The 23,636-nt window shown below is 71.9% G+C and carries 19 protein-coding genes; 7 read left to right on the forward strand and 12 right to left on the reverse strand.

Annotated features, from left to right (window positions below; translation table 11 throughout):
• Nucleotides 1-90: 90 nt before the first annotated feature.
• Nucleotides 91-747, forward strand: coding sequence for a response regulator transcription factor (locus tag VAB18032_RS09320; RefSeq protein WP_043723595.1), 657 nt, complete (start codon nucleotides 91-93; stop codon nucleotides 745-747).
• A 10-nt stretch (nucleotides 748-757) separates the two neighbouring features.
• The gene (locus VAB18032_RS09325) at nucleotides 758-2,221 is read left to right on the forward strand and encodes a sensor histidine kinase (RefSeq protein ID WP_013732553.1); all 1,464 of its coding nucleotides are present in this window, start codon (nucleotides 758-760) and stop codon (nucleotides 2,219-2,221) included.
• 9 nt (nucleotides 2,222-2,230) lie between these two features.
• Here the strand turns inward: VAB18032_RS09325 and VAB18032_RS09330 are convergent, their stop codons facing one another.
• The 4 genes from VAB18032_RS09330 to VAB18032_RS09345 all read right to left on the reverse strand — a co-directional run bounded on the left by VAB18032_RS09330 (nucleotide 2,231) and on the right by VAB18032_RS09345 (nucleotide 6,555).
• Nucleotides 2,231-3,205, reverse strand: coding sequence for a TAXI family TRAP transporter solute-binding subunit (locus VAB18032_RS09330; RefSeq protein ID WP_013732554.1), 975 nt, complete (start codon nucleotides 3,203-3,205; stop codon nucleotides 2,231-2,233).
• An 88-nt stretch (nucleotides 3,206-3,293) separates the two neighbouring features.
• Nucleotides 3,294-3,968, reverse strand: a complete 675-nt coding sequence (locus VAB18032_RS09335; RefSeq protein ID WP_013732555.1) for a hypothetical protein — start codon at nucleotides 3,966-3,968, stop codon at nucleotides 3,294-3,296.
• Between the two features lie 99 nt (nucleotides 3,969-4,067).
• Nucleotides 4,068-4,862 (reverse strand): peroxide stress protein YaaA, encoded by a 795-nt coding sequence (gene yaaA, locus VAB18032_RS09340; protein WP_013732556.1) that lies wholly within the window; start codon nucleotides 4,860-4,862, stop codon nucleotides 4,068-4,070.
• A 67-nt stretch (nucleotides 4,863-4,929) separates the two neighbouring features.
• The gene (locus tag VAB18032_RS09345; protein ID WP_013732557.1) at nucleotides 4,930-6,555 is read right to left on the reverse strand and encodes an ArnT family glycosyltransferase; all 1,626 of its coding nucleotides are present in this window, start codon (nucleotides 6,553-6,555) and stop codon (nucleotides 4,930-4,932) included.
• A gap of 181 nt (nucleotides 6,556-6,736) precedes the next feature.
• Between VAB18032_RS09345 and VAB18032_RS09350 the strand changes: the two genes are divergently transcribed.
• Nucleotides 6,737-7,777, forward strand: a complete 1,041-nt coding sequence (locus tag VAB18032_RS09350) for an App1 family protein phosphatidate phosphatase (protein ID WP_043720199.1) — start codon at nucleotides 6,737-6,739, stop codon at nucleotides 7,775-7,777.
• Nucleotides 7,778-7,795: 18 nt separating this feature from the next.
• On the opposite strand, the gene glgB is transcribed toward VAB18032_RS09350, so the two are convergent.
• The 6 genes from glgB to VAB18032_RS09380 form a co-directional block, all read right to left on the reverse strand.
• Complete coding sequence (gene glgB / locus VAB18032_RS09355; RefSeq protein WP_013732559.1) at nucleotides 7,796-9,898, reverse strand: 1,4-alpha-glucan branching protein GlgB; 2,103 nt, start codon at nucleotides 9,896-9,898, stop codon at nucleotides 7,796-7,798.
• Nucleotides 9,886-11,931, reverse strand: a complete 2,046-nt coding sequence (locus tag VAB18032_RS09360; RefSeq protein ID WP_013732560.1) for an alpha-1,4-glucan--maltose-1-phosphate maltosyltransferase — start codon at nucleotides 11,929-11,931, stop codon at nucleotides 9,886-9,888. The genes glgB and VAB18032_RS09360 overlap by 13 nt, the downstream gene beginning before the upstream one ends.
• A gap of 62 nt (nucleotides 11,932-11,993) precedes the next feature.
• The gene (locus tag VAB18032_RS09365; RefSeq protein WP_013732561.1) at nucleotides 11,994-12,839 is read right to left on the reverse strand and encodes an SDR family oxidoreductase; all 846 of its coding nucleotides are present in this window, start codon (nucleotides 12,837-12,839) and stop codon (nucleotides 11,994-11,996) included.
• 101 nt (nucleotides 12,840-12,940) lie between these two features.
• The gene (locus tag VAB18032_RS09370; protein WP_013732562.1) at nucleotides 12,941-14,656 is read right to left on the reverse strand and encodes a 3-ketosteroid-delta-1-dehydrogenase; all 1,716 of its coding nucleotides are present in this window, start codon (nucleotides 14,654-14,656) and stop codon (nucleotides 12,941-12,943) included.
• A 15-nt stretch (nucleotides 14,657-14,671) separates the two neighbouring features.
• Nucleotides 14,672-15,901 carry an NADH:flavin oxidoreductase gene (locus tag VAB18032_RS09375; protein ID WP_013732563.1) on the reverse strand — a complete coding sequence of 410 codons (1,230 nt, stop codon included), beginning with the start codon at nucleotides 15,899-15,901 and terminating at the stop codon, nucleotides 14,672-14,674.
• Nucleotides 15,898-16,512 (reverse strand): TetR/AcrR family transcriptional regulator, encoded by a 615-nt coding sequence (locus tag VAB18032_RS09380; RefSeq protein WP_013732564.1) that lies wholly within the window; start codon nucleotides 16,510-16,512, stop codon nucleotides 15,898-15,900. Before VAB18032_RS09380 ends, VAB18032_RS09375 begins: the two co-directional genes overlap by 4 nt.
• A 118-nt stretch (nucleotides 16,513-16,630) precedes the next feature.
• Here VAB18032_RS09380 and VAB18032_RS09385 point away from each other — a divergent pair, with 118 nt between their 5' ends.
• On the forward strand, nucleotides 16,631-16,870 hold the full coding sequence (locus VAB18032_RS09385; protein ID WP_013732565.1) for an AbrB/MazE/SpoVT family DNA-binding domain-containing protein: 240 nt from the start codon (nucleotides 16,631-16,633) through the stop codon (nucleotides 16,868-16,870).
• Nucleotides 16,871-16,883: 13 nt separating this feature from the next.
• Complete coding sequence (locus tag VAB18032_RS09390) at nucleotides 16,884-17,330, forward strand: type II toxin-antitoxin system VapC family toxin (protein ID WP_043723602.1); 447 nt, start codon at nucleotides 16,884-16,886, stop codon at nucleotides 17,328-17,330.
• Here the strand turns inward: VAB18032_RS09390 and glgA are convergent.
• A complete protein-coding gene (gene glgA, locus VAB18032_RS09395; protein WP_013732567.1) occupies nucleotides 17,320-18,543 on the reverse strand; it encodes a glycogen synthase in 1,224 nt (407 codons plus the stop codon). The two genes, VAB18032_RS09390 and glgA, sit on opposite strands and share 11 nt — an antisense overlap.
• 71 nt (nucleotides 18,544-18,614) lie before the next feature.
• On the opposite strand from glgA, the gene glgC reads away from it, so the two are divergent.
• Together glgC and pgm are read left to right on the forward strand one after the other, a co-directional pair.
• The gene (gene glgC / locus VAB18032_RS09400; RefSeq protein ID WP_013732568.1) at nucleotides 18,615-19,847 is read left to right on the forward strand and encodes a glucose-1-phosphate adenylyltransferase; all 1,233 of its coding nucleotides are present in this window, start codon (nucleotides 18,615-18,617) and stop codon (nucleotides 19,845-19,847) included.
• Entirely contained in the window at nucleotides 19,844-21,493 is a 1,650-nt protein-coding gene (gene pgm, locus VAB18032_RS09405) for a phosphoglucomutase (alpha-D-glucose-1,6-bisphosphate-dependent) (protein WP_013732569.1), read from the forward strand. Before glgC ends, pgm begins: the two co-directional genes overlap by 4 nt.
• Before the next feature lie 51 nt (nucleotides 21,494-21,544).
• Here the strand turns inward: pgm and VAB18032_RS09410 are convergent, their stop codons facing one another.
• Entirely contained in the window at nucleotides 21,545-23,422 is a 1,878-nt protein-coding gene (locus VAB18032_RS09410) for a nucleoside-diphosphate sugar epimerase/dehydratase (RefSeq protein ID WP_013732570.1), read from the reverse strand.
• Nucleotides 23,423-23,636 lie beyond the last annotated feature (214 nt).

The following is a 23,636-nucleotide window of genomic DNA, read 5'->3' on the forward strand; positions in this document are numbered from 1 at the left end:
CAACCGCCCCCAGGCCTGTCACCCCGGCCGGTCTTCTGCCACCATCAACCGGAACCGTTCCGGCGCGGAGCAGACCTGATGGGAGGCCAGGTGCGGATCCTGTTGGTCGAGGACGACCGCCGGGTGGCCGGTGCCCTGTCGTCGGCCCTGCACCGGCGCGGGTACGACGTGGAGCACGCCGCCACCGTCGCCGCCGCCCTCTCCGCCGCTCCGTGCGACCTCGTGTTGCTCGATCTGACTTTGCCCGACGGGGACGGCACCGACCTGTGCCGGGAACTGCGTCGGCGCAGCAGCCAACTCGGCATCATCGCGGTGACCGCCCGGGGTGAGGAACGCGACCGGGTGCTCGGCCTGCGGATCGGTGCCGACGACTACGTCGTCAAACCCTTCTCCATGGTGGAGTTGCAGGCCCGGATCGAGGCGGTGCTGCGGCGGGCCTCGCACGCCACGCCGCACCGCAGCCTGATCGAGGTCGGCAGGATCCGCGTCGACGTGTCGGCGCGTACGGTCGCCGTGGCCGGCGAGCCGGTGTCGCTGACCCGCAAGGAATTCGACGTCCTGCTCTCGTTGGCCCGGCAACCCGGCGTCGCCGTACCCCGGGACCGGATCCTGCTCGACGCCTGGGGCACCACCTTCGCCGACCGGCACACCGTCGAGGTGCACGTCGGCTCGCTGCGCGGCAAGCTGGGCGACCCACGCCTGGTGGAGACCGTCCGCGGCGTCGGTTACCGGCTACGGGCCGAGTGAGGGGCCGGGTGTGCGACGCCGCCTGGTGATCAGCTATCTGCTGCTGATGGTGCTGGTGCTGGTGGCGTTGGGGACGCCGCTGGCGATGACGCTGGCCACCCGGGAGACCGACCGGATCCGGGCCGACCGGATCGCCGACGCCACCCGGTTCGCCTCGCTGGCCGGGCCGGCGTTGCGCGACGGCACGACCGGCCCGCTGTCCAGCGAACTGACCAGCTACGAGGGGCTGTACAGCATCAACGCGGCGGTGGTCGATCGGGACGGCGCGGCGGTGATCCCGTCGCCGGGCTGGCAGTGGACCCTGGGCACCCGGGAGGCGCTGGACGTCGCGCTGTCCGGGCAGCAGACCAGCCGGCCCGACTCGGTCTGGCCGTGGGTGGACGATCCGATCGTGGTGGCGGTGCCGATCAACGACGGGGGCGAGGTCCTCGGGGCGGTGATCACCGCCAGTCCGTCCGACGGAGTTCGTCGTACGGTGACGACCTGGTGGCTGCTGCTGACCGGCAGCGGCCTGGTCGCCGTGCTGGCCTGCGTACTTACCGCGTTCGGGCTGGCCGGCTGGGTGCTGCGTCCGATCACCGAACTCGACGCGGTGACCCACGAGATCGCCGAGGGGGACCGGGGCGCCCGTGTACAGCACCGGCTCGGCCCGCCGGAGCTGCGTCGGCTGGCGGCGAGCTTCAACCACATGGCCGACGTGGTGTCCGACGTGATGGACCGGCAGCGGGCGTTCGTCGCCCATGCCAGCCATCAGCTGCGCAACCCGCTGACCGCGCTGCGGCTGCGGGTGGAGGAACTCGGGCCGAGCCTGACCGACGAGGATGGCCGCGCCGAACACCAGCTCGCGTTGGAGGAGACCGACCGGCTCACCCTGCTGCTGGACGGGCTGCTCACCCTGGCCCGGGCCGAGCGCCGGGAGAACCAGCGGGTGACCGTGGACGCGGTGGAGGTGGCCGAGTCCCGGGTGGCGGCGTGGGAGCCGCTGGCCCGGTACCGGTCGGTGTCGCTGCGGCTGACCACCGGCTCGGCCCCGGTCTACGCCCAGACCGTGCCGACCGCGATCGACCAGGCACTCGACGCGCTGATCGACAACGCGGTGAAGTTCAGTGGCGCGGGCGGCGAGGTGACGGTGACCGTCACGGCCCGCGACGGAGGCTGCGCGCTGGAGGTACGCGACACCGGCCCCGGCATGACCCCCAGTCAGCTCGGCCAGGCGACCGAGCGGTTCTGGCGGGCCCCGGAGGTGCAGAACGTCGACGGGGCCGGGCTGGGGTTGACCATCGCCGCGGTGCTTGTCGACGCCTCCGACGGTCGCCTCACCATGCACCCGAACGCGCCCCGTGGGCTGGTCGCCGCGCTGTGGTTCCCCGCCCCCGACGAGCCGTCCACCTCGGCCGAGTCGTCGGACCTCGACGTGCCACCCGCTGCCGACGGCCCGCCCGCCGAACTGGAGTCGGCTGTGCGATCCGGCTGACCGGCCCGGTCAGGGTTTGCTGTCGCGGTAGTACTCGGCGGCACCCGGATGCAGCGGCAGCGGCGGGGTGGCGATCGCCGATCGGGCACTGATCCGCCCGGCCGCCGGGTGCGCCTCGGCCAGCTCGGCGCGGCGTTCCATCAGCAGCCGGGTCACCTGACGGACCAGGTCCTCCGGCAGGTCGGCCCGGACCAGCAGGTAGTTGGGGTTGGCCACGGCGGTGACCGGGTCCATGCCGTACACCGACCGGGGGATGTCCCGGGGCACGTACACCTCCCGGTTGCCCCGGCGCAGCGGCACCGTCCACTCGCCGAGGTCGACGATGCGGGCGGGAGTGTCCTCGACGAACTGGGCCACGGCCCGCACCGGCAGACCGCCGGAGAAGAAGAAGGCGTCGATCTCACCACGGCGCAGCGCGCTCACCGAGTCGTCCAGACCGAGCTGCACCCGGTGCAGCCCGGCGTCGTCCAGCCCGGCCACGGTGAGCAGCCGGTTGACCGTGATCTCCGTGCCGGAGCCGGCCGCGCCGATGGACACCCGCCGACCCGCCAGGTCGGTCAGCTTGCGGATCGGGCTGGCGGCGGTGGTGACCAGGTGCAACAGGTCGTCGTAGACGCGGGCGACCGCCACCACCGGCGGGTCCGGCCCCGGATAGGCCGGCAGCACGTCGGCCTGGGTGAACCCGAGCTCGACCTCGCCGGCCTTGAGCAGCCGGACGTTCTCCACCGAGGCGGCGGTGACCAACACTTCAGCGTGTACGTTTGGCAGTTCCCGGTTCAGGATGGTGGCCAGCGACGTGCCGAAGGCGTGGTAGACGGCGGTCGGGCTGCCGGTGGCGATGCGGATGCGTACCGTGTCGTCAGGATCGTCCCGGCAGGCGCTGAGGCTGCTGGGCAGGACCAGCAGCACGGCGACCAGGACGACGGCGCTGGCGACGGGCCGCCGGTCTCGGGCAGCAAACCGGGTACGGGTCACGGGCAGCACTGTGCGCCGCCGGACCCCTGTGGCGCAACCCCAGGCTGGCGGAGTTCGTCCCAACCGCGGTGCAGTTTCCCCTGACCGGGTCGTTTACTCAGGCGACCGGGCGGTGGGCCACCTCCTCACCGGCATGGTGCAGAATCCGGTCGCGGTCCGGGCCGTGGGCGACGCTGACCAGGTAACAGCCGGTGCCGGCGCGCAGCAGCGCCGGTACGTCGAGCAGGGCGGCGCCACGGACCAGCACGGCGGCGAGTTCCCGATCGGTGATCCGTACCCCGAGGATGTGCCGGCGCACGTGCCGTCCACCGGCCAGCAGCGCGGCCCGCCAGGCGGCGGAGGCCAACCGGGTGCGCCACTGACGGCGGGCCGTCGAGGCGCCCGGCGCCGGGCCGCCGAGCAGTTCCCGTCGGCCCCGGTGCCAGCCGTTCTCCATCAGCGCCGTGTAGTCGGATCGCGCGTCACGGGCCACGTGCAGCCGGTGCAACTCGTAGCGGCGACGCAGGCCACCGACGGCCAACTCGTGCTGTACCGGGATACCGAGCCGGTCCAGCAGTTGTCGCGTACGCCGGGCCGCCTCCTCCCGGTTGAACTCGATCGCGGTGGGCAGGCTGGGACGCTGCCCGGCGTGGCGTGGACCGGGCCTGGCCGGCGGCGGCATGCAGCGCAGCAGGCAGGCTGCTTCGAAGGCGTCGGCCAGGGTCGTCCAGTCCAGCGGCGGCAGGGTCGACGGCGAGCGGGGTCGGTCGAGCAGAATCGGTTCGGCAACCACCCGGAGGGCCTCCTCGTGGTGTCGGGTGTCATAACGGTGACCCGAGACGCCCTGCCGTGGTACCGATCAGGCCCAGCCTTGAGGAAATCTTGCGGCTGGTTACAGCGCCGACACGACAACGTCGATCTGCCGTGACCGTCCCGGTGCCGACGGCTGATCGCACACCGTGTATTTCAGATCGCGCAGCGCGCCCACCAGCGCGTCGGCGCTGCGCGCCCGGACGCCGTGCAGCAGCAGATCACGCACCAGCCGACCCTTGGTGGCCTTGTTGAAGTGGCTCACCACCGAACGCACCGCTGTCCCGTCGACCTCCCGTTCGTGCAGCACCCGGACGGTGACGGTGCGTTCCGCCAGCTCGCCACGGGGCGTCCAGGCGGCGGCGTAGGCACCGGAGCGCAGGTCGAGCACCGGTGCGGCACCCGCCGCCGAGGTCAACGCCGGCCCCAACACCGGCCGCCAGAGCGCGGGCAGCGCGCCGAGGCCGGGCAGCCGGGCCCCGATCGGGCAGCGGTACGGCGGAATGCGGTCGGTCAACCGGACCGCCCCCCACAGGCCGGAGGAGATCAACACCTGCCGGGCCGCCGCGCGCTGTGCCGCCGCCGGGAGGGTGGCCAGGTCCAGCGCCTCGTAGAGCACCCCGGTGTAGATCCGGCCTGCCGGTGCGGTGGCCGCCCGTTCCAGGCGGGCGTTGCGACGAAGCTCGCCCTGCTGGCCGCTGCCGAGCCCGAGCGCGGTCAACGCCGCCTCCGCCGGCCCCGCGCTGAGCGTCAGCAACGCGGCCAGCACCTGTTCGCGGACGGGGTTCAGCTCCGGCAGCGAGAGCCGGGTCAGGTCCAGGCGGCGACCGGCGCCGGCCTCGGCCTTGCCCTCCGAGGGCGGCAGCAGGATGAGCATCGACAGACTCCTCGACGTCCCGGACCGCACCATCCGCGCCGGGGGTCCGGCCAGCGTACGACCCGGCTCACCGCCACGGCCGCAGCGGCGTCGGCGGGTGGTAGACGCGAAAGCCGCCGACCTCGGCCAGCAACGCGGCGTCCGCCCCGTCGCCGAGCAACTCCCGCAGGCGTCGGTCCGCCGACCCGCCGGCCTCCAGCACGTAGCCGGGCCGTGTCGCGCGGGCCAGCCGCCACCAGTACGCCGGGTAGCGGTTCTGCCCGGGATGCAGGTCACCGTCGAGCACGCCACAGACCACCTGCTCGCCGGTGTTGAAGACCAGCCGGTTGCACGTCCAGTACTCGCCGTACACCTCACGCAGCCCGGCCGCACGGACCGTGTCCGCGAGTTGGCGGGACTGCCGTTCCTGCACCCGGCCCGGTGCCGCGCCGACGGTGGCGAACAGCACGGTGACCACCAGCGACGTCGCCGCCAACGCGGCCAGCAGCGCGGTCGCCAGCGCGCCGACGAGCCGACCGGCAGCCCCGACCGTGCCGCGCGCGCACGCCACCGCCGCCACCCACAGCGGCCACAGCACCGCCGGTAGCGACAGTTGCAGCACCGACAGGTAGCGGGCGTTGCCCAGCGGATCCGTCGCGGCGAGCGAACTGCGCACGTACGCCAGCAGGGTCGCCGCCGCGCCGACGAGCAGGGCGAGATGCACCACTGCCACCACCCGCTCACCCTGTCCGACCCGGCGGCGGTACGCGAGCCCGGCGAGCACCGCGGCGACGACCAGCAGCACCGGGTAGAGCAGGCCGAACCACTCCTGCCAGCCGGCACAGCCGGTCATCGGGCACAGCCCGGCGGCCAGTGGCACCCCCTCCAGCAGCCCGCCGTCGAGCCGTTGCCCCCACGTCGGGGACGGCCCCTGCGCGCCGCTGATGCGGCCCAGCACCGACAGGGAATCCTGCCCGGCCGGGGCCACCAGGTTGTCGCGGATCATCGGGGCGATCCCGACGCCGAACCCGACGAGCAGCAGCAGACCGGCCCCACCGAGCAGTTCCCGGCGCAGCACCCAGAGCAGGGCCGCCCCGGCCACCGCCAGGTACGGCGCGATCAGCCAGTCCGACCACAGGGCGAGCCCGGCGAGCAACCCGAAGCCGCCGACGGCCCACCGGCGGTGCCGCACCGTGCCGCGGGCCAGCCCCACCACGATCAGCAGCATCACCAGCACGGCGACCTTGACCTCCGGCCGGCCGCCGACCGTCGTCACCTGGTCGCGGATGACCCGCTCGGAGCCGAGCGCCAGCAGACCGACGATCGTGGTGGCGAACCATGGTGAGCCGATCCGCCGGGTCAGTCGGTGGATCAGCCAGAGGAACAGCGCGTAGAGCGCGAGCACCGGCAGCCGCAGCGCCGGCCAACTCGGCCCGGTCACCGCGAGCAGGGGCGCCGCCAGGTAGGACTGCAGCATGCCCATGTAGCGCTGGCCGTACAGGAAGACCGGATGTTCCCGGCCCTGGGCGATGTGCAGGGCGGCCAGCCCGAAGGTCGCCTCGTCACTGTTGGCCACCGGCACGGTGTGCAGCACCAGATACAACCGGTAGCCGACCCCGAGCACGCCGAGGATCAGCGCGACGAGGGCGGGTCGGTCCAGCCGTGGCTGCCACCGCCCGCGCCGTCGCTCTGCCCGCGACTCTGCCTGTGGCACGACTATCGCCCCCGTCGTCGTCCCGACCGGAGTGTTTCACGCTCGGCAGTCGCCCCGGGCGCGGTTGCCCTTGATCGTCTTCATTCCCGCCGCCGTGCCCGCGGGCCGGCCCGAGCGGAGACGATCAAGAAGCCCGGGTCTCGCGTGGCCGAGGTCGGCGGGGTGTGGCAGGGTTGCAGACGTGCCATCCACACCCGCAGGCCAGTTGGCCATACCGAACCTGCATCGGGCCGCGCGGATCGAGGACGCCGTGCACAACCTGGTCGAACGCCGACTCCGGCGGACGGGCTGGCGGACCAACATCATCGCCTACACCGGCTACGGCGCGCCCGGTTGGGCGCGGGTGATGTGCCGGGTGCTGCTGGGCCGGCCGGACACCCGGCAGCGGGGGCGGCTGGAGAAGGTCCGAGGCTGGCGCAGCTTCACCACCCTGCCGGCCAAGCACGTCACGGTGACCATCGAGACCGGTGGGGTGGTGCACGAGGCGCAGGCCGACCGCAGCGGCTTCATCGACACCACCGTCGAGGCGGACCTGCCTCCCGGCTGGGGCTCGGTGCGGCTCAGCATGCCCGACGCCGAACCGGTCGAGGCACCGGTACGCATCCTGGATCCGGAGGTCCGCTTCGGCATCCTCTCCGACATCGACGACACGGTGATGGTGACCGCGCTGCCGCGCCCGCTGCTCGCCGCCTGGAACACGTTCGTTCTCGACGAGCACGCCCGCGCCGCCGTGCCCGGCATGGCCGTGCTGTACGAGCGGCTGGTCACCGCCCACCCCGGCGCACCGGTGTTCTACCTGTCCACCGGAGCGTGGAACGTCGCCCCGACCCTGACCCGCTTCCTGTCCCGGCATCTCTACCCGGCGGGACCGCTGCTGCTCACCAACTGGGGTCCCACCCAGGACCGCTGGTTCCGCAGCGGCCGGGAACACAAGCGGGCCACCCTGGCCCGGCTGGCCAAGGAGTTCCCCGACGTACGCTGGCTGCTCGTCGGCGACGACGGCCAGCACGACCCGGAGATCTACCGGGAGTTCGCCGCCGCCCACCCGGACAACGTGGCCGCCGTGGCGATCCGCCGCCTCTCGCCTGCCCAGTCGGTGCTCGCCGGCAGTCTGCCGGTCCCGCACGACCAGCCGACCGAGGGGCCGATAGGCCAGAAGTGGCTCTCCGCCCCCGACGGCGCCGGCCTGTGGACCCTGCTCCGCGGCGCCGGCCTGGTCTGAGTCCGCCTGCGTGCCCGGTTACGCGGGGCGGAGCCAGAGGGCGCCGAGTGGGGGGACGCGCAGCGCCACCGAGGCGGGTTGGCCGTGCCAGGGGACGGGCTCGGCGTGGACAGTGCCGAGGTTGCCGACGCCGGAACCGCCGTAGTGGTGGGCGTCGGTGTTGAGCAGCTCGGCCCACGCCCCGGCGGCTGGTAGGCCGATGCGGTAGTCCTCCAGCGGCAGGGCGGAGAAGTTGGCCACGCAGACCAGGGTCGCCCCGTCGGGGGCGATCCGGACGAACGAGATGGTGTTGTTGGCGACGTCGTCTCCGGCGAGCCAGCGGAAGCCGGCGGGGGAGGTGTCCTGCGCCCACAGCGCGGGGGTGTCCCGGTAGACCCGATTGAGGTCGCCGACCAGGCGTTGCACGCCGGCCCGGGCCGGGTCGTGCAGCAGGTACCAGTCGAGGCCGCGCTCCTCGCTCCACTCCCGGTCGTCGGCCAGCTCGCAGCCCATGAACAACAGTTGCTTGCCCGGGTGCGCCCACATGTACGCCAGCAGCACGCGGACGTTGGCCAGTCGTTGCCACTGGTCGCCGGGCATCTTGCCCAGCAGTGAGCCCTTGCCGTGCACCACCTCGTCGTGGCTGATCGGCAGCACGTAGTTCTCGCTCCAGGCGTACGCCAGGGAGAAGGTGAGCTGATGGTGGTGGTGCTGCCGGTAGATCGGGTCCTTCGAGGTGTAGAGCAGGGTGTCGTGCATCCAGCCCATGTTCCACTTGAAGCCGAACCCGAGCCCGCCGTCGCTTGTCGGTCGGGTCACTCCCGGCCAGGCGGTGGACTCCTCGGCGATCATCACCACCCCGGGGTGGTGCTTGTAGACCGTCGCGTTGGTTTCCTGCATGAACGCGATGGCCTCCAGGTTCTCCCGGCCGCCGTACTGGTTGGGCACCCACTGCCCGTCGGCGCGCGAGTAGTCCAGGTAGAGCATCGAGGCGACCGCGTCGACCCGCAGCCCGTCGACGTGGAACTCCTCCAGCCAGTAGAGCGCGTTGGCGACCAGAAAGTTGCGCACCTCGCGGCGACCGAAGTCGAAGACGTACGTGCCCCAGTCGGGGTGCTCGCCGCGACGCGGGTCGGGGTGCTCGTAGAGCGGGGTGCCGTCGAAGCGGGCCAGGGCCCACTCGTCCTTGGGGAAGTGCGCCGGCACCCAGTCCAGGATCACCCCGATGCCGGCGGCGTGCAGCCGGTCCACCAGGTAACGGAAGTCGTCCGGGTCGCCGAAGCGGGACGTCGGGGCGTAGTAGCCGGTGACCTGGTAGCCCCAGGAACCGCCGAACGGATGCTCCATCACCGGCAGGAACTCCACGTGGGTGAAGCCCAGCTCCGTCACGTACGCGGCCAACTGCTCGGCCAGTTCCCGGTAGCCCAGGCCGGGCCGCCACGAGCCGAGGTGCACCTCGTACACGCTCATCGGCTCCTGATGCGGCTGCTGCTTCGCCCGCCGCGCCAGCCAGTCCGCGTCGCCCCACTCGTACGTCGAGCGGTGCACCACCGAGGCGGTGGCCGGCGGCACCTCCGCGTACCCCGCCAGGGGGTCGGCCTTGTCCCGCCAGTGACCGTCGGCGCCGAGGATGCGGTACTTGTACCGGGCCCCCACCTGCACCCCGGGCACGAAGATCTCCCACACGCCGGTGGAGCCCAGTGATCGCATCGGCCAGCCGTCGTCGGGCGCCCAGCCGGTGAAGTCGCCGACCACCCGCACGCCCCGGGCGTTGGGGGCCCAGACGGTGAACGCCACCCCGCCGTCGAGGACGCGGGCGCCGAGGGCCTCCCAGAGCCGCTCGTGCCGGCCCTCGCTGATCAGGTGCAGGTCCAGCTCGCCCAGGGTCGGTGGATGCCGGTACGGGTCGTCGTGCGGCTGCCCGTTCCACTCGATGCGGTAGTCGAGCACCTCGCCGGGCACGGTCGCCTCGAAGACGCCCACCTCGTGCACCCGGGTCATCGGGTACCGCTGCTCACCCACCAGCAGGCACGGTTCGGTCGCGCCCCGCCGCAGGGTGCGGATCACCGTACGGCCGTTCGCCGGGTGGGCGCCGAGCACGGCGTGCGGGTCGTGGGTCTCCCCGGAGATCAGCTGGTCCATCGGGCGTCGTCCTTCGTCGCGGAGGCGGTGCCGCCACGGGGACCGGCGGCAGTGGCGGGCACGGTGGTGGCGGGGCGGCGCAGGGTGAACACGTGGGCGGGTTGCAGGTACGGGTCGAGCCGGACCGCGTTGCGCTGCCCCCAGTCGTAGCCGGCCCCGGTCAACTCGTCGTACACGGTGAACCGGTCGTGCCAGTCCAGGCCCAGCGCCGGCATGTCCAGCGTGGTGTTGCCCCACTGCACCGTGTGCGAGTCGAACGAGCAGACCACCAGCACCGTGTTGCCGGTCACCGGGTCGTGTTTGGACCAGCACAGCAGCGCCGGGTTGTCGATGTCGTGGAAGACCAGGTTGCGCAGCCGGTGCAGGGCCGGATTCTCCCGGCGCACCCGGTTCAGGGTGGCGATGAACGGCGCCAGCGACCGCCCCTGCGCCTGGGCCTGCGCCCAGTCCCGGGGCCGCAGCTCGTACTTCTCGTTGTCGAGGTATTCCTCCGCGCCCGGACGCGCGACGTGCTCGAACAGCTCGAAGCCGGCGTACATGCCCCAGGAGGGGGAGAGCAGCGCGGCCAGCACCGCCCGGATCTTGAACATCGGCGGCCCGCCGTGCTGCAGGCTCTCGTGCAGGATGTCAGGGGTGTTGGGCCAGAAGTTCGGTCGCATGTAGTCGGCCGCCGCCACCAGCTCCGCGCAGTACTCGCGCATCTCGGTGGGCGAGGTCCGCCAGGTGAAGTACGTGTACGACTGGGTGAAGCCGACCTTGGCCAGCCCGTGCATCATCGCCGGTCGGGTGAACGCCTCGGCGAGGAAGAGCACGTCCGGGTCGGTCCGCTTGACCTCCCAGATCAGCCAGTGCCAGAAGTCGACAGGCTTGGTGTGCGGGTTGTCCACCCGGAAGATCTTCACGCCCTCGCCGACCCAGTGCCGTACCACCCGCAGGATCTCCGTGCGGATGCCGTCGGGGTCGTTGTCGAAGTTCAGCGGGTAGATGTCCTGGTACTTCTTCGGCGGGTTCTCCGCGTACGCGATGCTGCCGTCGGCGCGGGTGGTGAACCATTCCGGGTGCTCGGTCACCCACGGGTGATCCGGCGCGCACTGCAACGCCAGGTCCATCGCCACCTCCAGGCCGTGTTCGGCGGCGGCGGCCACGAAGTCGCGGAAGTCCTGCGGCGTACCCAGGTCGGGGTGGATGGCGTCGTGGCCGCCCTCGGCCGCGCCGATCGCCCACGGCGAACCCACGTCCTCCGGCCCGGCGGTCAGGCTGTTGTTCGGGCCCTTGCGGTTGACCCGGCCGATCGGGTGGATCGGCGGCAGGTAGAGCACGTCGAAGCCCATCGCCGTCACCCCGGGTAGCCGTTCGGTGGCGGTGGCGAAGGTCCCGGAGCGGGCCGGTGTCTCGGTCGTGGCCAGGATCGCCCCCTCCGAGCGGGGGAAGAACTCGTACCAGGCGGAGTACAGAGCCCGCTCCCGGTCCACCCAGATGCGGTACTCCTCGCCGGTGGTGACCAACTCCCGCACCGGGTGCGCCCAGAGCAGATCGGCCAGGGTCAGCGCCGGGGCGCTGCGCTGCGGCAGGGGCAACGTCGAGTCCGCCAGGGCGGCCACAGCCTGCTCGATCCGGGCCCGCTGCGCCGCCGGCACCAGGTCGGCGGCGGCGGTCAGCACGCGTACGCCCTCGGCCAGGTCGTTGGTCAGGTCTTCCGCGCTCTGGCCGGCGGCGATCTTCTTGGTCACCGCGTTATGCCAGGTCAGGTACGGGTCGCTGAACGCCTCCACCGTGAAGATCCACTCGCCGACCGCGTCGGGGGTGATGGTGGCGTGCCACCGGTCCCGGCCGGGCTCCCCGGGCCGCATCCGGGTGAACGGACGGGCCCGACCGTCCGGCCCGAGCCAGACCACGTTGCAGCCGAGCGCGTCGTGCCCTTCGCGGTACGCGGTCGCCGACACCGGCACCAGTTCCCCGACGACGGCGCGGGCCGGATAACGTCCGCAGGAGACGACGGGGGAGACGTCTTCGATCGGGAACCGTCCAGTCACCCCGTCAACCTACTGCGCGAGATCCTTTCGCGCTCGATTGCGCGCTGCTTCCACCACGCCGGTCAGCGCCGCGCCCGCCACGCCTTGGCGCGCCGCAGGTAGCGCAGCACCCCGACCGGGCCGGTCGAGACGGGCCAGTCGTCGGTGCGGAAGTAGGCGTCCGAGCCGCCGTCCAGGAAGATCACCGAACCGCAGAGGAAGTCGGCGGCCGGCGAGAGCATGAACGCCACCCACTCGCCGACGTCCGCCGGCTTGCCGCGCCCGCCGATCGGCACCGGCAGCCCTTCGACCGCCTCCCTCTCGCCCCGGGCCATCTGCTCCTCCAGCAGCGGGGTGGCGATGATGCCGGGGGCCAGGACGTTCACCCGGATGCCGGCGCCGGCCCACTCCGGCGAGATCGCGGCGTGGCGCGCCCACCGCGTCACCGCCAGCTTCGAGCTCGCGTACGCGAACGGCGCCGAGCGCTTGCCGAAGCGTCCCACCACGCGCAGCGCCCGGTCGGCGTCGCGGTCGAGCAGGGCCCGCACGGCGCGCTCCGGCACCATCGGGGTGAGCGTGACGGAGTTCGAGCCGAACACCACGACCTTGCTGTTGCCGGCGGCGGCAAGCGTCGGTCGCCACGCCTCGAGCAGCTCCACCACGCCGAAGAAGTTGACCTGCTGCACGAGCCGGTCCCGGCCGGGGATGCCGCCGAGCCCGGCGGCGCAGACCGCCCCGTCGAGCCGCCCTCCGGCGCGCTCCAGCACCTCGGTGGCCGCCGCCGCGCGCCCGGTCGGCGTGGAGAGGTCGGCGATCACCTCCACGTCCCGCAGGTCCACGCCGACGACGGTGTGCCCGTCGCGCCGCAGCCGCTCGGCGGCCGCCCGGCCCATGCCCGAGGCCGCGCCGGTCACCGCGTACGTACCCATCTCGGTTCCTCTCCGCTTCGCCGACGGTCGGTCCGGGGCGGCCCCGTGCGTCCTGCCGGATGCTGGCACGCCGGGCGGCCCCGGGTGCGGCAAAACCGTGCCTATTCCGCCGTCTGACGGCTCGGGGCCCGGTCGGCGGCGGGGAGCTTGCCCGCCGCGTGCCGCCCGACGATGTAGCCGTAGACCAGGCCCTGCCCGATGGTCGCCCCGGCCCCCGGGTAGGTGCGGCCGAAGGCGTTGGCGGCGGCGTTGCCGATGGCGTACAGCCCGGGGATCGGGGTCCCCGTGTCGGACAGCGCCCGGCCGAGGCCGTCGGCCCGGATCCCACCGCAGGTCCCGAGGTCGGACAGGACGACCCGGACGGCGTACAGGGTGCCGGCCAGGGGCCGCAGGTTCGGGTTCGGCGTCACCGTCGGATCGCCGTAGTAGCGGTCGTACGCGCTGGCGCCCCGCGCGAAGTCGTCGTCCACGCCCGCGGCGGCGAGCTGGTTGAACCGTGCCAGGGTGGCGCTCAACGCGTCGGCGTCCACGCCCATCGACCGGGCGAGGTCACCCGGGTTGCCCGCGCGGTGCGCGATGCCCGCCTCGTACCAGGACTTCGGCAGCGGGGCGCGGGGGAACTGCGTGCCGGCGAAGACGTAGCTGTTGCGGTACCGCTTGTCGAAGACCAGCCACATGGCCGGCAACGCCCCACCTTCGCGGGCGAGGCCGAGCACCCGCTGCCCGAACGTCATGTAGTCGCAGGACTCGTTGACGAACCGGCGGCCCGTGCCGTCCACCATGAGCGACCCGGGCAGGGAACGCTCGGCGAGGAGCACCGACGGCGCGGCGTCGCCGACCGGCGCGACGGCGGGGAACCACCACGCCTGCTCCATCAGGTCGGTGCCGGCGCCCGCCTCCTGCGCGGCGCGGATCCCGTCGCCGGTGTTGCTGTCCGCGCCGAGGCTCCAGTCGCCCAGGTCGCGGTGGTGGTGGGTGTGCCGCAGCGGCAGGTCGTGGTCGAAGCCGCCGGTGGCGAGCACGACACCCCGCTCGGCCCGTACGGCGAACGTCGTATCCCCGTGGCGCAGCTCGGCCCCGACGACCCGGTCCCCCTCGACCAGGAGCCGCTCCAGCGCCGTCTCGGTCCAGACCGGGATGCCGGCGCGGCGGACGCCGGCGAACAGGCCGGCGGCGATGGCCTGGCCGCCGGCGGCGTACTCGCGCCCGAGCGCGAGGCCGCCGAGGCCCTGGGCGAGGCGGGTCACGATGCGGGGCAGCGCGCGAAACGGGGTCTTCGCCATCAGGTTGAGCCACTTGTAGTCCGCGCCGGTGACCGGCATGGGCACGGGCGCGGAGAGAACGGCGGGACGCAGCCGCGCCCGATCGGCACCGAGGACCTTCAGGTCGAGCGGACGGCACTCGCAGCTCCGGCCGTCGGCGGTGCCGCCGGGCAACTCCGGGTGGTAGTCGGAGTAGCCGCGGGCCCAGAGGAAGCGCATCGGGGTGGTCCGGGTGAGCATCTCGATCGTGGCGGTGCCGTGCTCGAGGAAGCTGCGCCAGCGCTGTTCGGGCGCCGAGCCGTCCACGACGGCCTCCAGGTACGCCGCACCGCGCTCGGGCGTGTCCCCGGAGCCCTCGGCGGTCAGCACGGGATTGGCGGGGATCCAGAAGGCGCCGCCGGAGCGTGCCGTGGAGCCGCCGACCCAGCGCGACTTCTCCACGACCACGACGGAGAGGCCGGCCTCGTGGGCGCTGAGCGCGGCGGCCAGGCCGGTGCCGGAGCCGATCACGACGAGGTCGACCGAGGTGGGCCGGGGCTGCCGGGGTACGGACATCGGGGAACTCCTTGCTTATGGGGCGACGACGGGCCGGGTGCCGGCGGCGACGAGCGCCGTCGTCCCCTCGGTGTCCAGGGGGCAGTGGGTGCCGGTGAAGATGCTGGCGGCGCAGAGGTTGCAGTGGGTGCAGCGCGACCGGGTGGTGGCGTCGCGGCGGATCTTGTTGATCAGGTCCGGCTCCCTGAGCAGGGCGCGGGCCATGGCGACGTACTCGAAGCCGTCGCTCATGGCCGTGCGCATCCCGTCGAGGTCGGTGACGCCGCCGAGCAGAATCAGCGGCATGGACAGCTCGCGGCGGAACTGGAGCGCGAGGTCGCGGAAGTAGAGCGGCTGGTAGGGGTAGTCGCGGAACAGGAACCGGCCGAACATCTTCATCCCGAGCCGCAGCAGCGGCGGCTGGGGCGCGGCCATCGCCGCGAGCGGGATGTCGCCCCGGAACAGGAACATCGGGTTGAGCAGCGAGGACCCGCCGGTGAGCTCCAGGGCGTCCAGGTGCCCGTCGGCCTGGAGCATCCGGGCGAACGGGATCGAATCGTCGAGGTCGAAACCGCCGGGCACGCCGTCGCTCATGTTCAGCTTGGCGATGACGGCCACGTCGTCGCCGGCGGCCTCCTTGACGGCGGCCAGGATCCGGCGTGCGAACTCGGCGCGGTTGGCCAGCGCGCCGCCGAACTCGTCCCGGCGTCGGTTGAGCTTCGGTGACAGGAACGATCCGGCGAGGTAGGTGTGGCCCAGGTGCACCTCGACGGCGTCGAAGCCCACCTCGCGCGCCGCCGCGGCGGCGCTGCCGTGGGCGGCCACGATGCGGTGGATGTCGTCGTGGGTCGCGGCGCGGTCGAAGCCCATCGACAGGGGGTTGAACCGCGCCGATGCGGCGAGCGAGGGCAGCCCGTTCGAGCGGGAGTTGGCCACCGGGCCGGCGTGCCCGATCTGGGCGCTGACCTTGGCGCCGGTGGCGTGCACCGCCTCGGTCAGCCGCCGTAGCCCGGGCAACGCCTCGGGCCGCCAGTAGACCTGGCCCCGTTCGGTGCGCCCCTCGGGCGCGACGGCGAGGTAGGCGACAGTCGTCATGCCGACGCCGCCGCGACCCACAGCGGTGTGGTACTCGATCAGGCGGTCGGTGACCAGGGCGTCCGGGGTCGCCCCCTCGAAGGTGGCGGACTTGATGACCCGGTTGCGCAGGCGTACCGGGCCGAGGGTGGCGGGGGCCAGCGGGTCGGGAATCGGGCGGGTGGTGGTCACGGGGCTTCCTCGGGTGTGGTGATGCGGATGTCCAACCGACGCAGCAGGGCGTCGACGGCGAGGGCGGGCGAGCCGTCGGGGCTGCGGGCCCAGTCGTACAGCGCGGCCTGGGCCGCCTCGCGGTACGCGGTGGCGACGGCGTGGTAGATCGCGCTCGGCGCTCCCGGTCGACGCCGGGCGATCTCCCGGGCGAGGGCCTCGGTCCAGGGCGCGTAGGCGCGGGCGGAGGCTTCCGCCAGCTCGGGTTCCTCGGCGACGACCCGCATCCAGTACCCGCCCGCGCTGAGCACGAGCGCGTCGTCGGAGACGGAGGCGACCACGGCGGCGCGCAGCGCGTCCGACAGCGGGATGTCGAGGGGCAGCGTGCGGAACGTCTCGGTCAGCCGCCGGGTGGCGGCGGGCACCCCCACCCAGGCGAGGGCGGCCTTGGACGGGAAGTGCCGCATCAGGGTGCGGGCGCTGATCCCGGTGGCCGCGGAGATGTCGTCCCAGCCGGTGGCACCGTAGCCGCGCTCGGCCCAGAGCTTCAGGGCCGCGGTGCCGACCGCTTCGGGATCGAGCACGGTGGGTCGACCACGTCGGCGCGGGGTGGGCGAGGGTTCCGAGGCCATGCGACCAGTGAATCATTTTTGGCAGGAAGCGTCAATAATCGGGGCTGATGCTGATGGGTCACCTGTCGGCATCCGCCTGTAACACGTATCGTGTGTATTACGTATCAGGGGGGCAGTCATGAAGTTGAACAGCAAGGGGCAGGTGACCATCCCGGCCGAGCTGCGCGTTCGGTACAACTTGCACGAGGGCGACGAGGTGGACGTGATCGAGGAAGGTGGCGCCCTGCGCATCGTGCGCGTCGAGGATGCCGAGACCCGTGGGCGACGCCTGGTTCGGCACATGCGTGGCCGGGGCGGTGCCCGGGAGGTGGAGGGCATGTCGACAGACGACCTGATGGATCTGCTTCGTGGCGACTGAACGGATCCGGGGCGTGGCCAACCGGGCACCGGACACGATCGCGACTCTGGTCGACACCAACGTCCTGCTGGACATCTTCACCGACGATCCGAAGTGGGCCGACTGGTCGGCCGAGGCACTGGCCGCCGCGCGCGACGCCGGCGTGCTGGTGATCAACCCCATCGTGTACGCCGAGGTGTCCGTGCGGTTCGCGCGGGTTGAGGACCTCGACGATGCCCTGCCCGCCTCGGACTTCCTCCGCGAGGAGCTGCCGTACTCCGCAGGCTTCCTCGCCGGCAAGGCGTACGCGCGATACCGCAGACAGGGCGGCGCCAAGCGTTCGCCGATTGCCGACTTTTACATCGGGGCACACGCGGCGGTTTGCCGCTACCGCCTACTCACCCGCGACAGCAGCCGCTACCGCACGTATTTCCCGACCTTGACGCTGATCGCGCCCGAGGGCGGCCCGTCTATGCCGTAGGCGTTGGCAGGGGGCCCTTCCTCACCTGCTCGTAGAGCGCGAGGGTGCGGGCGGCTATGGCGTCCCAGGAGAAGTGCTCGACCGCGCGCCGACGTCCGGCCCGGCCGAGAGCGGCGGCGCGATCGGGGGAGGCCAGCAGCTCGTTCAGCCGTGCCGCCAGGTCGGCCTCGAAGCGGGCCGGGTCGGCGGGCGTGCCGTCCAGGCCGGCCTGCTCGATCGGGACCAGCAGTCCCGTCTCGCCGTCGGCGACCACCTCGGGGATGCCGCCGGTGGCGGTGGCGACCACCGCGGTCTCGCAGGCCATCGCCTCCAGGTTGACGATGCCCATCGGCTCGTACACCGACGGGCAGACGAAGATCGTGGCGTGGGTGAGCACCTGGATCACCTCGGGCTTGGGCAGCATCTCGGCCACCCAGATCACCCCGGACCGGCTCGCCCGCAGCTCGGCGACCAGACCCTCCACCTCGGCGGCGATCTCCGGCGTGTCCGGTGCCCCGGCCAGCAGCACGAGTTGGGCCTCCGGGGGCAGGGCGCGGGCGGCGCGCAGCAGGTGCGGCAGTCCCTTCTGCCGGGTGATCCGCCCGACGTAGACCACGCTGGGCAGGGCCGGGTCGATGCCGAGTCGGGCCAGCACGTCCGTGCCCGGGTCGGGGGCGTACTGCGCGGTGTCGATGCCGTTGTAGATCACGTGCACCCGGTCCGGGTCCACCGAGGGGTACGCGGTCAGCACGTCCCGGCGCATCCCCGCGCTGACCGCCACGATCGCGTCGGCCGACTCGTACGCGGTGCGTTCGCACCAGGAGGAGAGGGCGTAGCCGCCGCCGAGCTGCTCGGCCTTCCACGGTCGCAGCGGCTCCAGGCTGTGCGCGGTCACCACGTGCGGCACCCCGTACAGCAGCTTCGCGGTGTGCCCGGCCAGGTTGGCGTACCAGGTGTGGCTGTGCACCACGTCCGCGCCGGCACACCCGGCGGCCATCTCCAGGTCCACCCCCATGGTCCGCAGCGCCGGGTTCGCGCCGGCCAGGCCGGGGGGGTCCGGGTACGCCCGCACGCCCGGCTCACTGCGCGGCGCGCCGAAGCAGTGCACCCGGACCTCGGCGAGCCGACGCAGCTCCCGGGCCAGGTACTCGACGTGCACCCCGGCGCCGCCGTAGACCTCCGGCGGGTACTCCCGGGTGAGCAGGTCGACGCGCAGTCCGGTGGAGTCGGTCATGCCCGGCACCCTAGTGCAGAAGTGTGCCCGTACGAGTGGTGAAGCGGCACCGGGATGGATAGCGTCTGGTCATGGCTGAGAAGGTGCTCGCGATCGTCCTGGCCGGCGGAGAGGGCAAGCGCCTGATGCCGCTCACCACGGATCGGGCCAAGCCGGCCGTCCCGTTCGGCGGGATGTACCGCATGGTCGATTTCGTCCTCTCCAACCTGGCCAACGCCGGGTACCTGAAGATCGTCGTGCTGACCCAGTACAAATCCCACTCCCTCGACCGGCACATCACCAAGACCTGGCGGATGTCGACCCTGCTCGGCAACTACGTCACGCCGGTGCCCGCGCAGCAGCGCCGGGGCCCGTGGTGGTTCTCCGGCTCGGCGGACGCGATCTACCAGAGCTTCAACCTGATCTACGACGAGCAGCCCGACTATGTGATCGTCTTCGGTGCCGACCACATCTACCGGATGGACCCACGGCAGATGGTGGAGGAGCACATCGCCTCCGGGGCAGCCGTGACCGTGGCCGGCATCCGGCAGCCGCTGTCCACCGCCGACCAGTTCGGGGTCATCGAGGTGGCCGAGGACGGCCGGCGGATCCGGGCCTTCCGGGAGAAGCCCACCGACGCGGTGGGGCTGCCCGACGCGCCCGACGAGATCTACGCCTCGATGGGCAACTACGTCTTCACCACCCGGGCGCTCATCGACGCGGTCGAGCGGGACGCCGAGGACCGGTCCAGCAAGCACGACATGGGCGGCAGCATCATCCCGATGCTTGTCGAGCGGGGCGAGGCGAACGTCTACGACTTCCGCGACAACGAGGTGCCCGGCAGCACCGACCGGGACCGGGGCTACTGGCGTGACGTGGGAACCCTGGACTCCTTCTACGACGCGCACATGGATCTGATCAACGTCCATCCGGTGTTCAACCTCTACAACTTCGACTGGCCGATCTATACCGAGCAGCCGCCGTACCCGCCGGCCAAGTTCGTGCACCAGTGGGGTGAGCGGGTCGGCCGGGCGGTCGCCTCGATGGTCTCGCCCGGCGCGGTGATCTCCGGCTCACTTGTGGAGAACTCGATCGTCTCGCCCAAGGTGAAAGTGCACTCCTGGGCGCACGTGGACGGTTCGGTGCTAATGGAAGGTGTCGAGATCGGTCGGCACGCGGTGGTGCGTCGGGCCATCCTGGACAAGAATGTCCACGTTCCCGAGGGTGCCGAGATCGGCGTCGATCTGGAACGCGACAGGCAGCGCTACACCGTCTCCGACAACGGCATCGTCGTCATCGGCAAGGGACAGAAGGTAGAGCCATGAGTTCCCATCCTCGTGCCGGGCAGCCGGCTCAGCCCGCCGACCTGGTCGATGTGCCTCGGCTGGTGACTGCCTACTACGCCGAGCATCCGGACCCCGCCGACCCGGCCCAGCAGGTCTCCTTCGGCACGTCGGGGCACCGCGGGTCGAGCCTGCGCAACGCCTTCAACTCCGACCACATCCTCGCCGTCACCCAGGCGCTCTGCGACTACCGCCAGGCCCAGGGCATCGACGGGCCGCTCTTCCTCGGCCGGGACACCCACGCGTTGTCCGCGCCGGCCGCCGTCGACGCGCTGGAGGTGCTCGCCGCCAACGAGGTCACGGTGCTGCTGGACAGCCGCGACGGCTACACCCCCACCCCGGCGGTGTCGCACGCGATCGGAACCCACAACCGGGGCCGCACGGCCGGGCTCGCCGACGGCATCGTGATCACCCCGTCGCACAACCCGCCGGACGACGGTGGGTTCAAGTACAACCCCACCCATGGCGGTCCGGCCGACTCCGACGCCACGAAGTGGATCCAGGACCGGGCGAACGCGATCCTGGCCGCCGGGGGCAAGGAGGTGCGCCGCATTCCGTACGCGCGGGCCCGCGCCGTCGACACCACCGGCACGTACGACTTCCTCGGCGCGTACGTCGACGACCTGCCGGCGGTGCTCGACCTGGACGCGATCCGTGCCGCCGGGGTCCGCATCGGCGCCGACCCGCTCGGCGGCGCCAGCGTCGCCTACTGGGGTGAGATCGCCGACCGGCACCGCCTGGATCTGAGCGTGGTCAACCCGACCGTCGATCCGACCTGGCGGTTCATGACCCTCGACGGCGACGGCAAGATCCGGATGGACTGCTCCTCACCGAACGCGATGGCGTCGCTGATCGCCATGCGCGCGGACTACCAGGTGGCCACCGGCAACGACGCCGACGCCGACCGGCACGGCATCGTCACGCCGGACGCCGGGCTGATGAACCCGAACCATTACCTGACCGTGGCGATCGCCCACCTGTTCGGCACCCGTGAGCAGTGGGGTCCGGCCGCGGCGGTCGGCAAGACCCTGGTCTCCTCCTCGATGATCGACCGGGTGGCGGCCGACCTCGGGCGTCCGCTGCTGGAGGTGCCGGTCGGCTTCAAGTGGTTCGTGCCCGGGCTGCTCGACGGCACGGTCGGCTTCGGTGGGGAGGAGAGCGCGGGGGCGTCGTTCCTGCGCCGCGACGGCGGCACCTGGACCACCGACAAGGACGGCATCCTGCTCTGCCTGCTCGCCTCCGAGATCATCGCGTTGACCGGCCGTACGCCGAGCGAGCACTGGGCCGAGTTGGCCGGACGCTTCGGCGCGCCCGCGTACGCCCGGATCGACGCCCCGGCCACCCGGGAGCAGAAGGCCGTGCTCGGCAAGCTCTCCCCTGAACAGGTACACGCCACCGAGCTCGCCGGCGAGCCGATCACCGCCACGCTCACCACGGCACCCGGCAACGGGGCACCGATCGGTGGTCTGAAGGTGACCACCGAGTCGGGCTGGTTCGCGGCCCGCCCGTCCGGCACCGAGGACGTGTACAAGATATACGCCGAGTCCTTCCAGGGGCCGGAGCATCTGGCCCGGATCCAGCAGGAGGCCCAGGCCCTCGTCACCGAGGTGCTGAAGGCGGCAGGCTGAGCGGCGGGGACCTGAACAACAGGGTCCCCGCCGTCTGCATCCGGATTCGGCTCAGCGGGCGAGCGGTATGCCGGTCTTCTGGTTGAGAAGCGCGCCGGGAAGGACGCCGCAGAGCCGGGCGAGCTGGTCGATGACCTTGTCCGGCTCGTCGAACGGATCCAGTCCGCTGGCCTCCAGGGGATCCAGCACAGGCACTCTGACGTGCGAGATCAGCGGATGCAGCGGCCGGTGGTCGGACTCGCCGCTACCCAGCAGATCCTCGTGCAGCTTCTCGCCCGGCCGCAGACCGGTGTAGACGATCTCGACTGTGCTGGCGGCCTGTTCGACCATCCGGCGCGCGATGTCGTCGATGCGTACCGGCTCGCCCATGTCCAGGACCAGGGCTTCACCGTCTCGGCCGATGTTCGCTGCCTGGAGGACGAGGTGGACCGCCTCCTGCACCGTCATCAGGTACCGGGTGACGTCGGGGTGGGTGACGGTCAGCGGCTGCCCGGCCTCGATCTGTCGCTGGAAGGCGGTCACCACGGAGCCTCGGCTGCTGAGTACGTTGCCGAAGCGGACGCTGAGGAAGGTGCCCGGGTAGGTCGCTGCGGCGTGCGCGGTCAGCATCTCGGTGATGCGCTTCGAGTAGCCGAGCACGCTGATCGGGTCGGCGGCCTTGTCGGTGGAGATGTTCACGAACCGGGCCACGTCCCGGCATGCGTCGAGCACGGTGAGGGTGCCCCAGACGTTGGTCTTGACGGCCTCTCCCGGGTGCCGCTCCAGTAGCGTCAGATGCTTCAGCGCCGCGGCGTGAAAGACGATCTCGGGGCGGCGCTCCTGCATGATGCGTCGGATTCCCTCGTCGTCGCGCAGGTCGGCGAGGATCAGCTCGGGGCCGTCCAGCAGCGCCCGGCCGGTGAGCGACATCTGGAGGCTGTGTAAGGCCGACTCGTCACGGTCGAGCATCATCAGCTCACCGGGGTTGGCTCGCATGATCTGTCGGCACAACTCGGAGCCGATCGAGCCACCCGCACCGGTGACCAGGACACGCCTGCCGGTAAGCACGTTGTCGTCCAGGGTCAGCTCGCCAGTGACCTGGCGCCGGCCGAGCAGGTCACTGATCTGGACGTCCCGCACATCTCTGACCGTTATGCGGTGATCCACCAATTCGCGTACCGGCGGAAGGATCTTGAACGCGGCGCCGGTGCGCAGAGTTGCCTCCCGGACCCCACGAATCAGCGTGGCGTCGGCGTTCGCCACGGAGAAGATCAGCGCGGTCGCACCGGTACGGCGGATGGCCTCGGCGATCTCGGCCCGGCCACCCAGGACCGGGACGCCGGCGATGCGCAGGTCCTGCTTGTCCGGGTCGTCGTCGAGGGCGCCGACGGGCAGGTAGCGGCCCTTCGGGTCGCCGAGCATCGCGCGGACGAGTCCCTGTCCGGCCTCGCCGAGGCCGAAGAGCAGAACCGGGGTCGCCGAACGGGCGTCCGGACGCATGGCACGGTCCCGTCGGTGCCGATGCAAAAGACGGAAGCTGAGCATCAGCAAGAGCGCCAGGGCACCACCGACCACCGGGGTGCTGGCGGGCACCGGGCGTTCACTGATGGTCAGGAGGGCGACCAGCACGACGGTGGCCGTGGCGGCGGTGGTGCCAGCGAGACCACGGACCTCCTCGATGCTGCCGAGAGGCTGGCGGCCCGAGTAGACCCGGCGCATCGCACTCACACCGACATGCAGCATGGCGGCCGCACTACCGAGTATCACCGCGTTGACAGCCTGATCGATGGTCAGGCTTTGTTCGTACCTCGCCCAACCGGCGACCGTGAATCCGCCGACCCAGGCGAGCGCGTCGGCGACGAGAAAGACGGCGGTACGACGACTGTTCGCCCTGATTCGGCCGGTGGTCGTGGATGACGTTGGCTGGACACGCTCGGTTTCCGGCGGCATGTACAAACTCCCCTGTCCTGTCCTGTCCGTGGCCGACGGTGACCTACGGCAGGTCAGGGGCCACGCACGTCCCCTAACTGCTTAGCGGAAGTTTGCCCCGGCTAGTCCGGTTTTCACATTTCTGGGACCGGTTGTCGGTTTGATTCGGTACTGGGATTCGATGGGGCCGCGCAATTCAGCAATGCGTTTCATCTCCGGTGCGCCACGACGGTGC

Source organism: Micromonospora maris AB-18-032 (assembly GCF_000204155.1).
Classification (GTDB): Bacteria; Actinomycetota; Actinomycetes; order Mycobacteriales; family Micromonosporaceae; genus Micromonospora; species Micromonospora gifhornensis.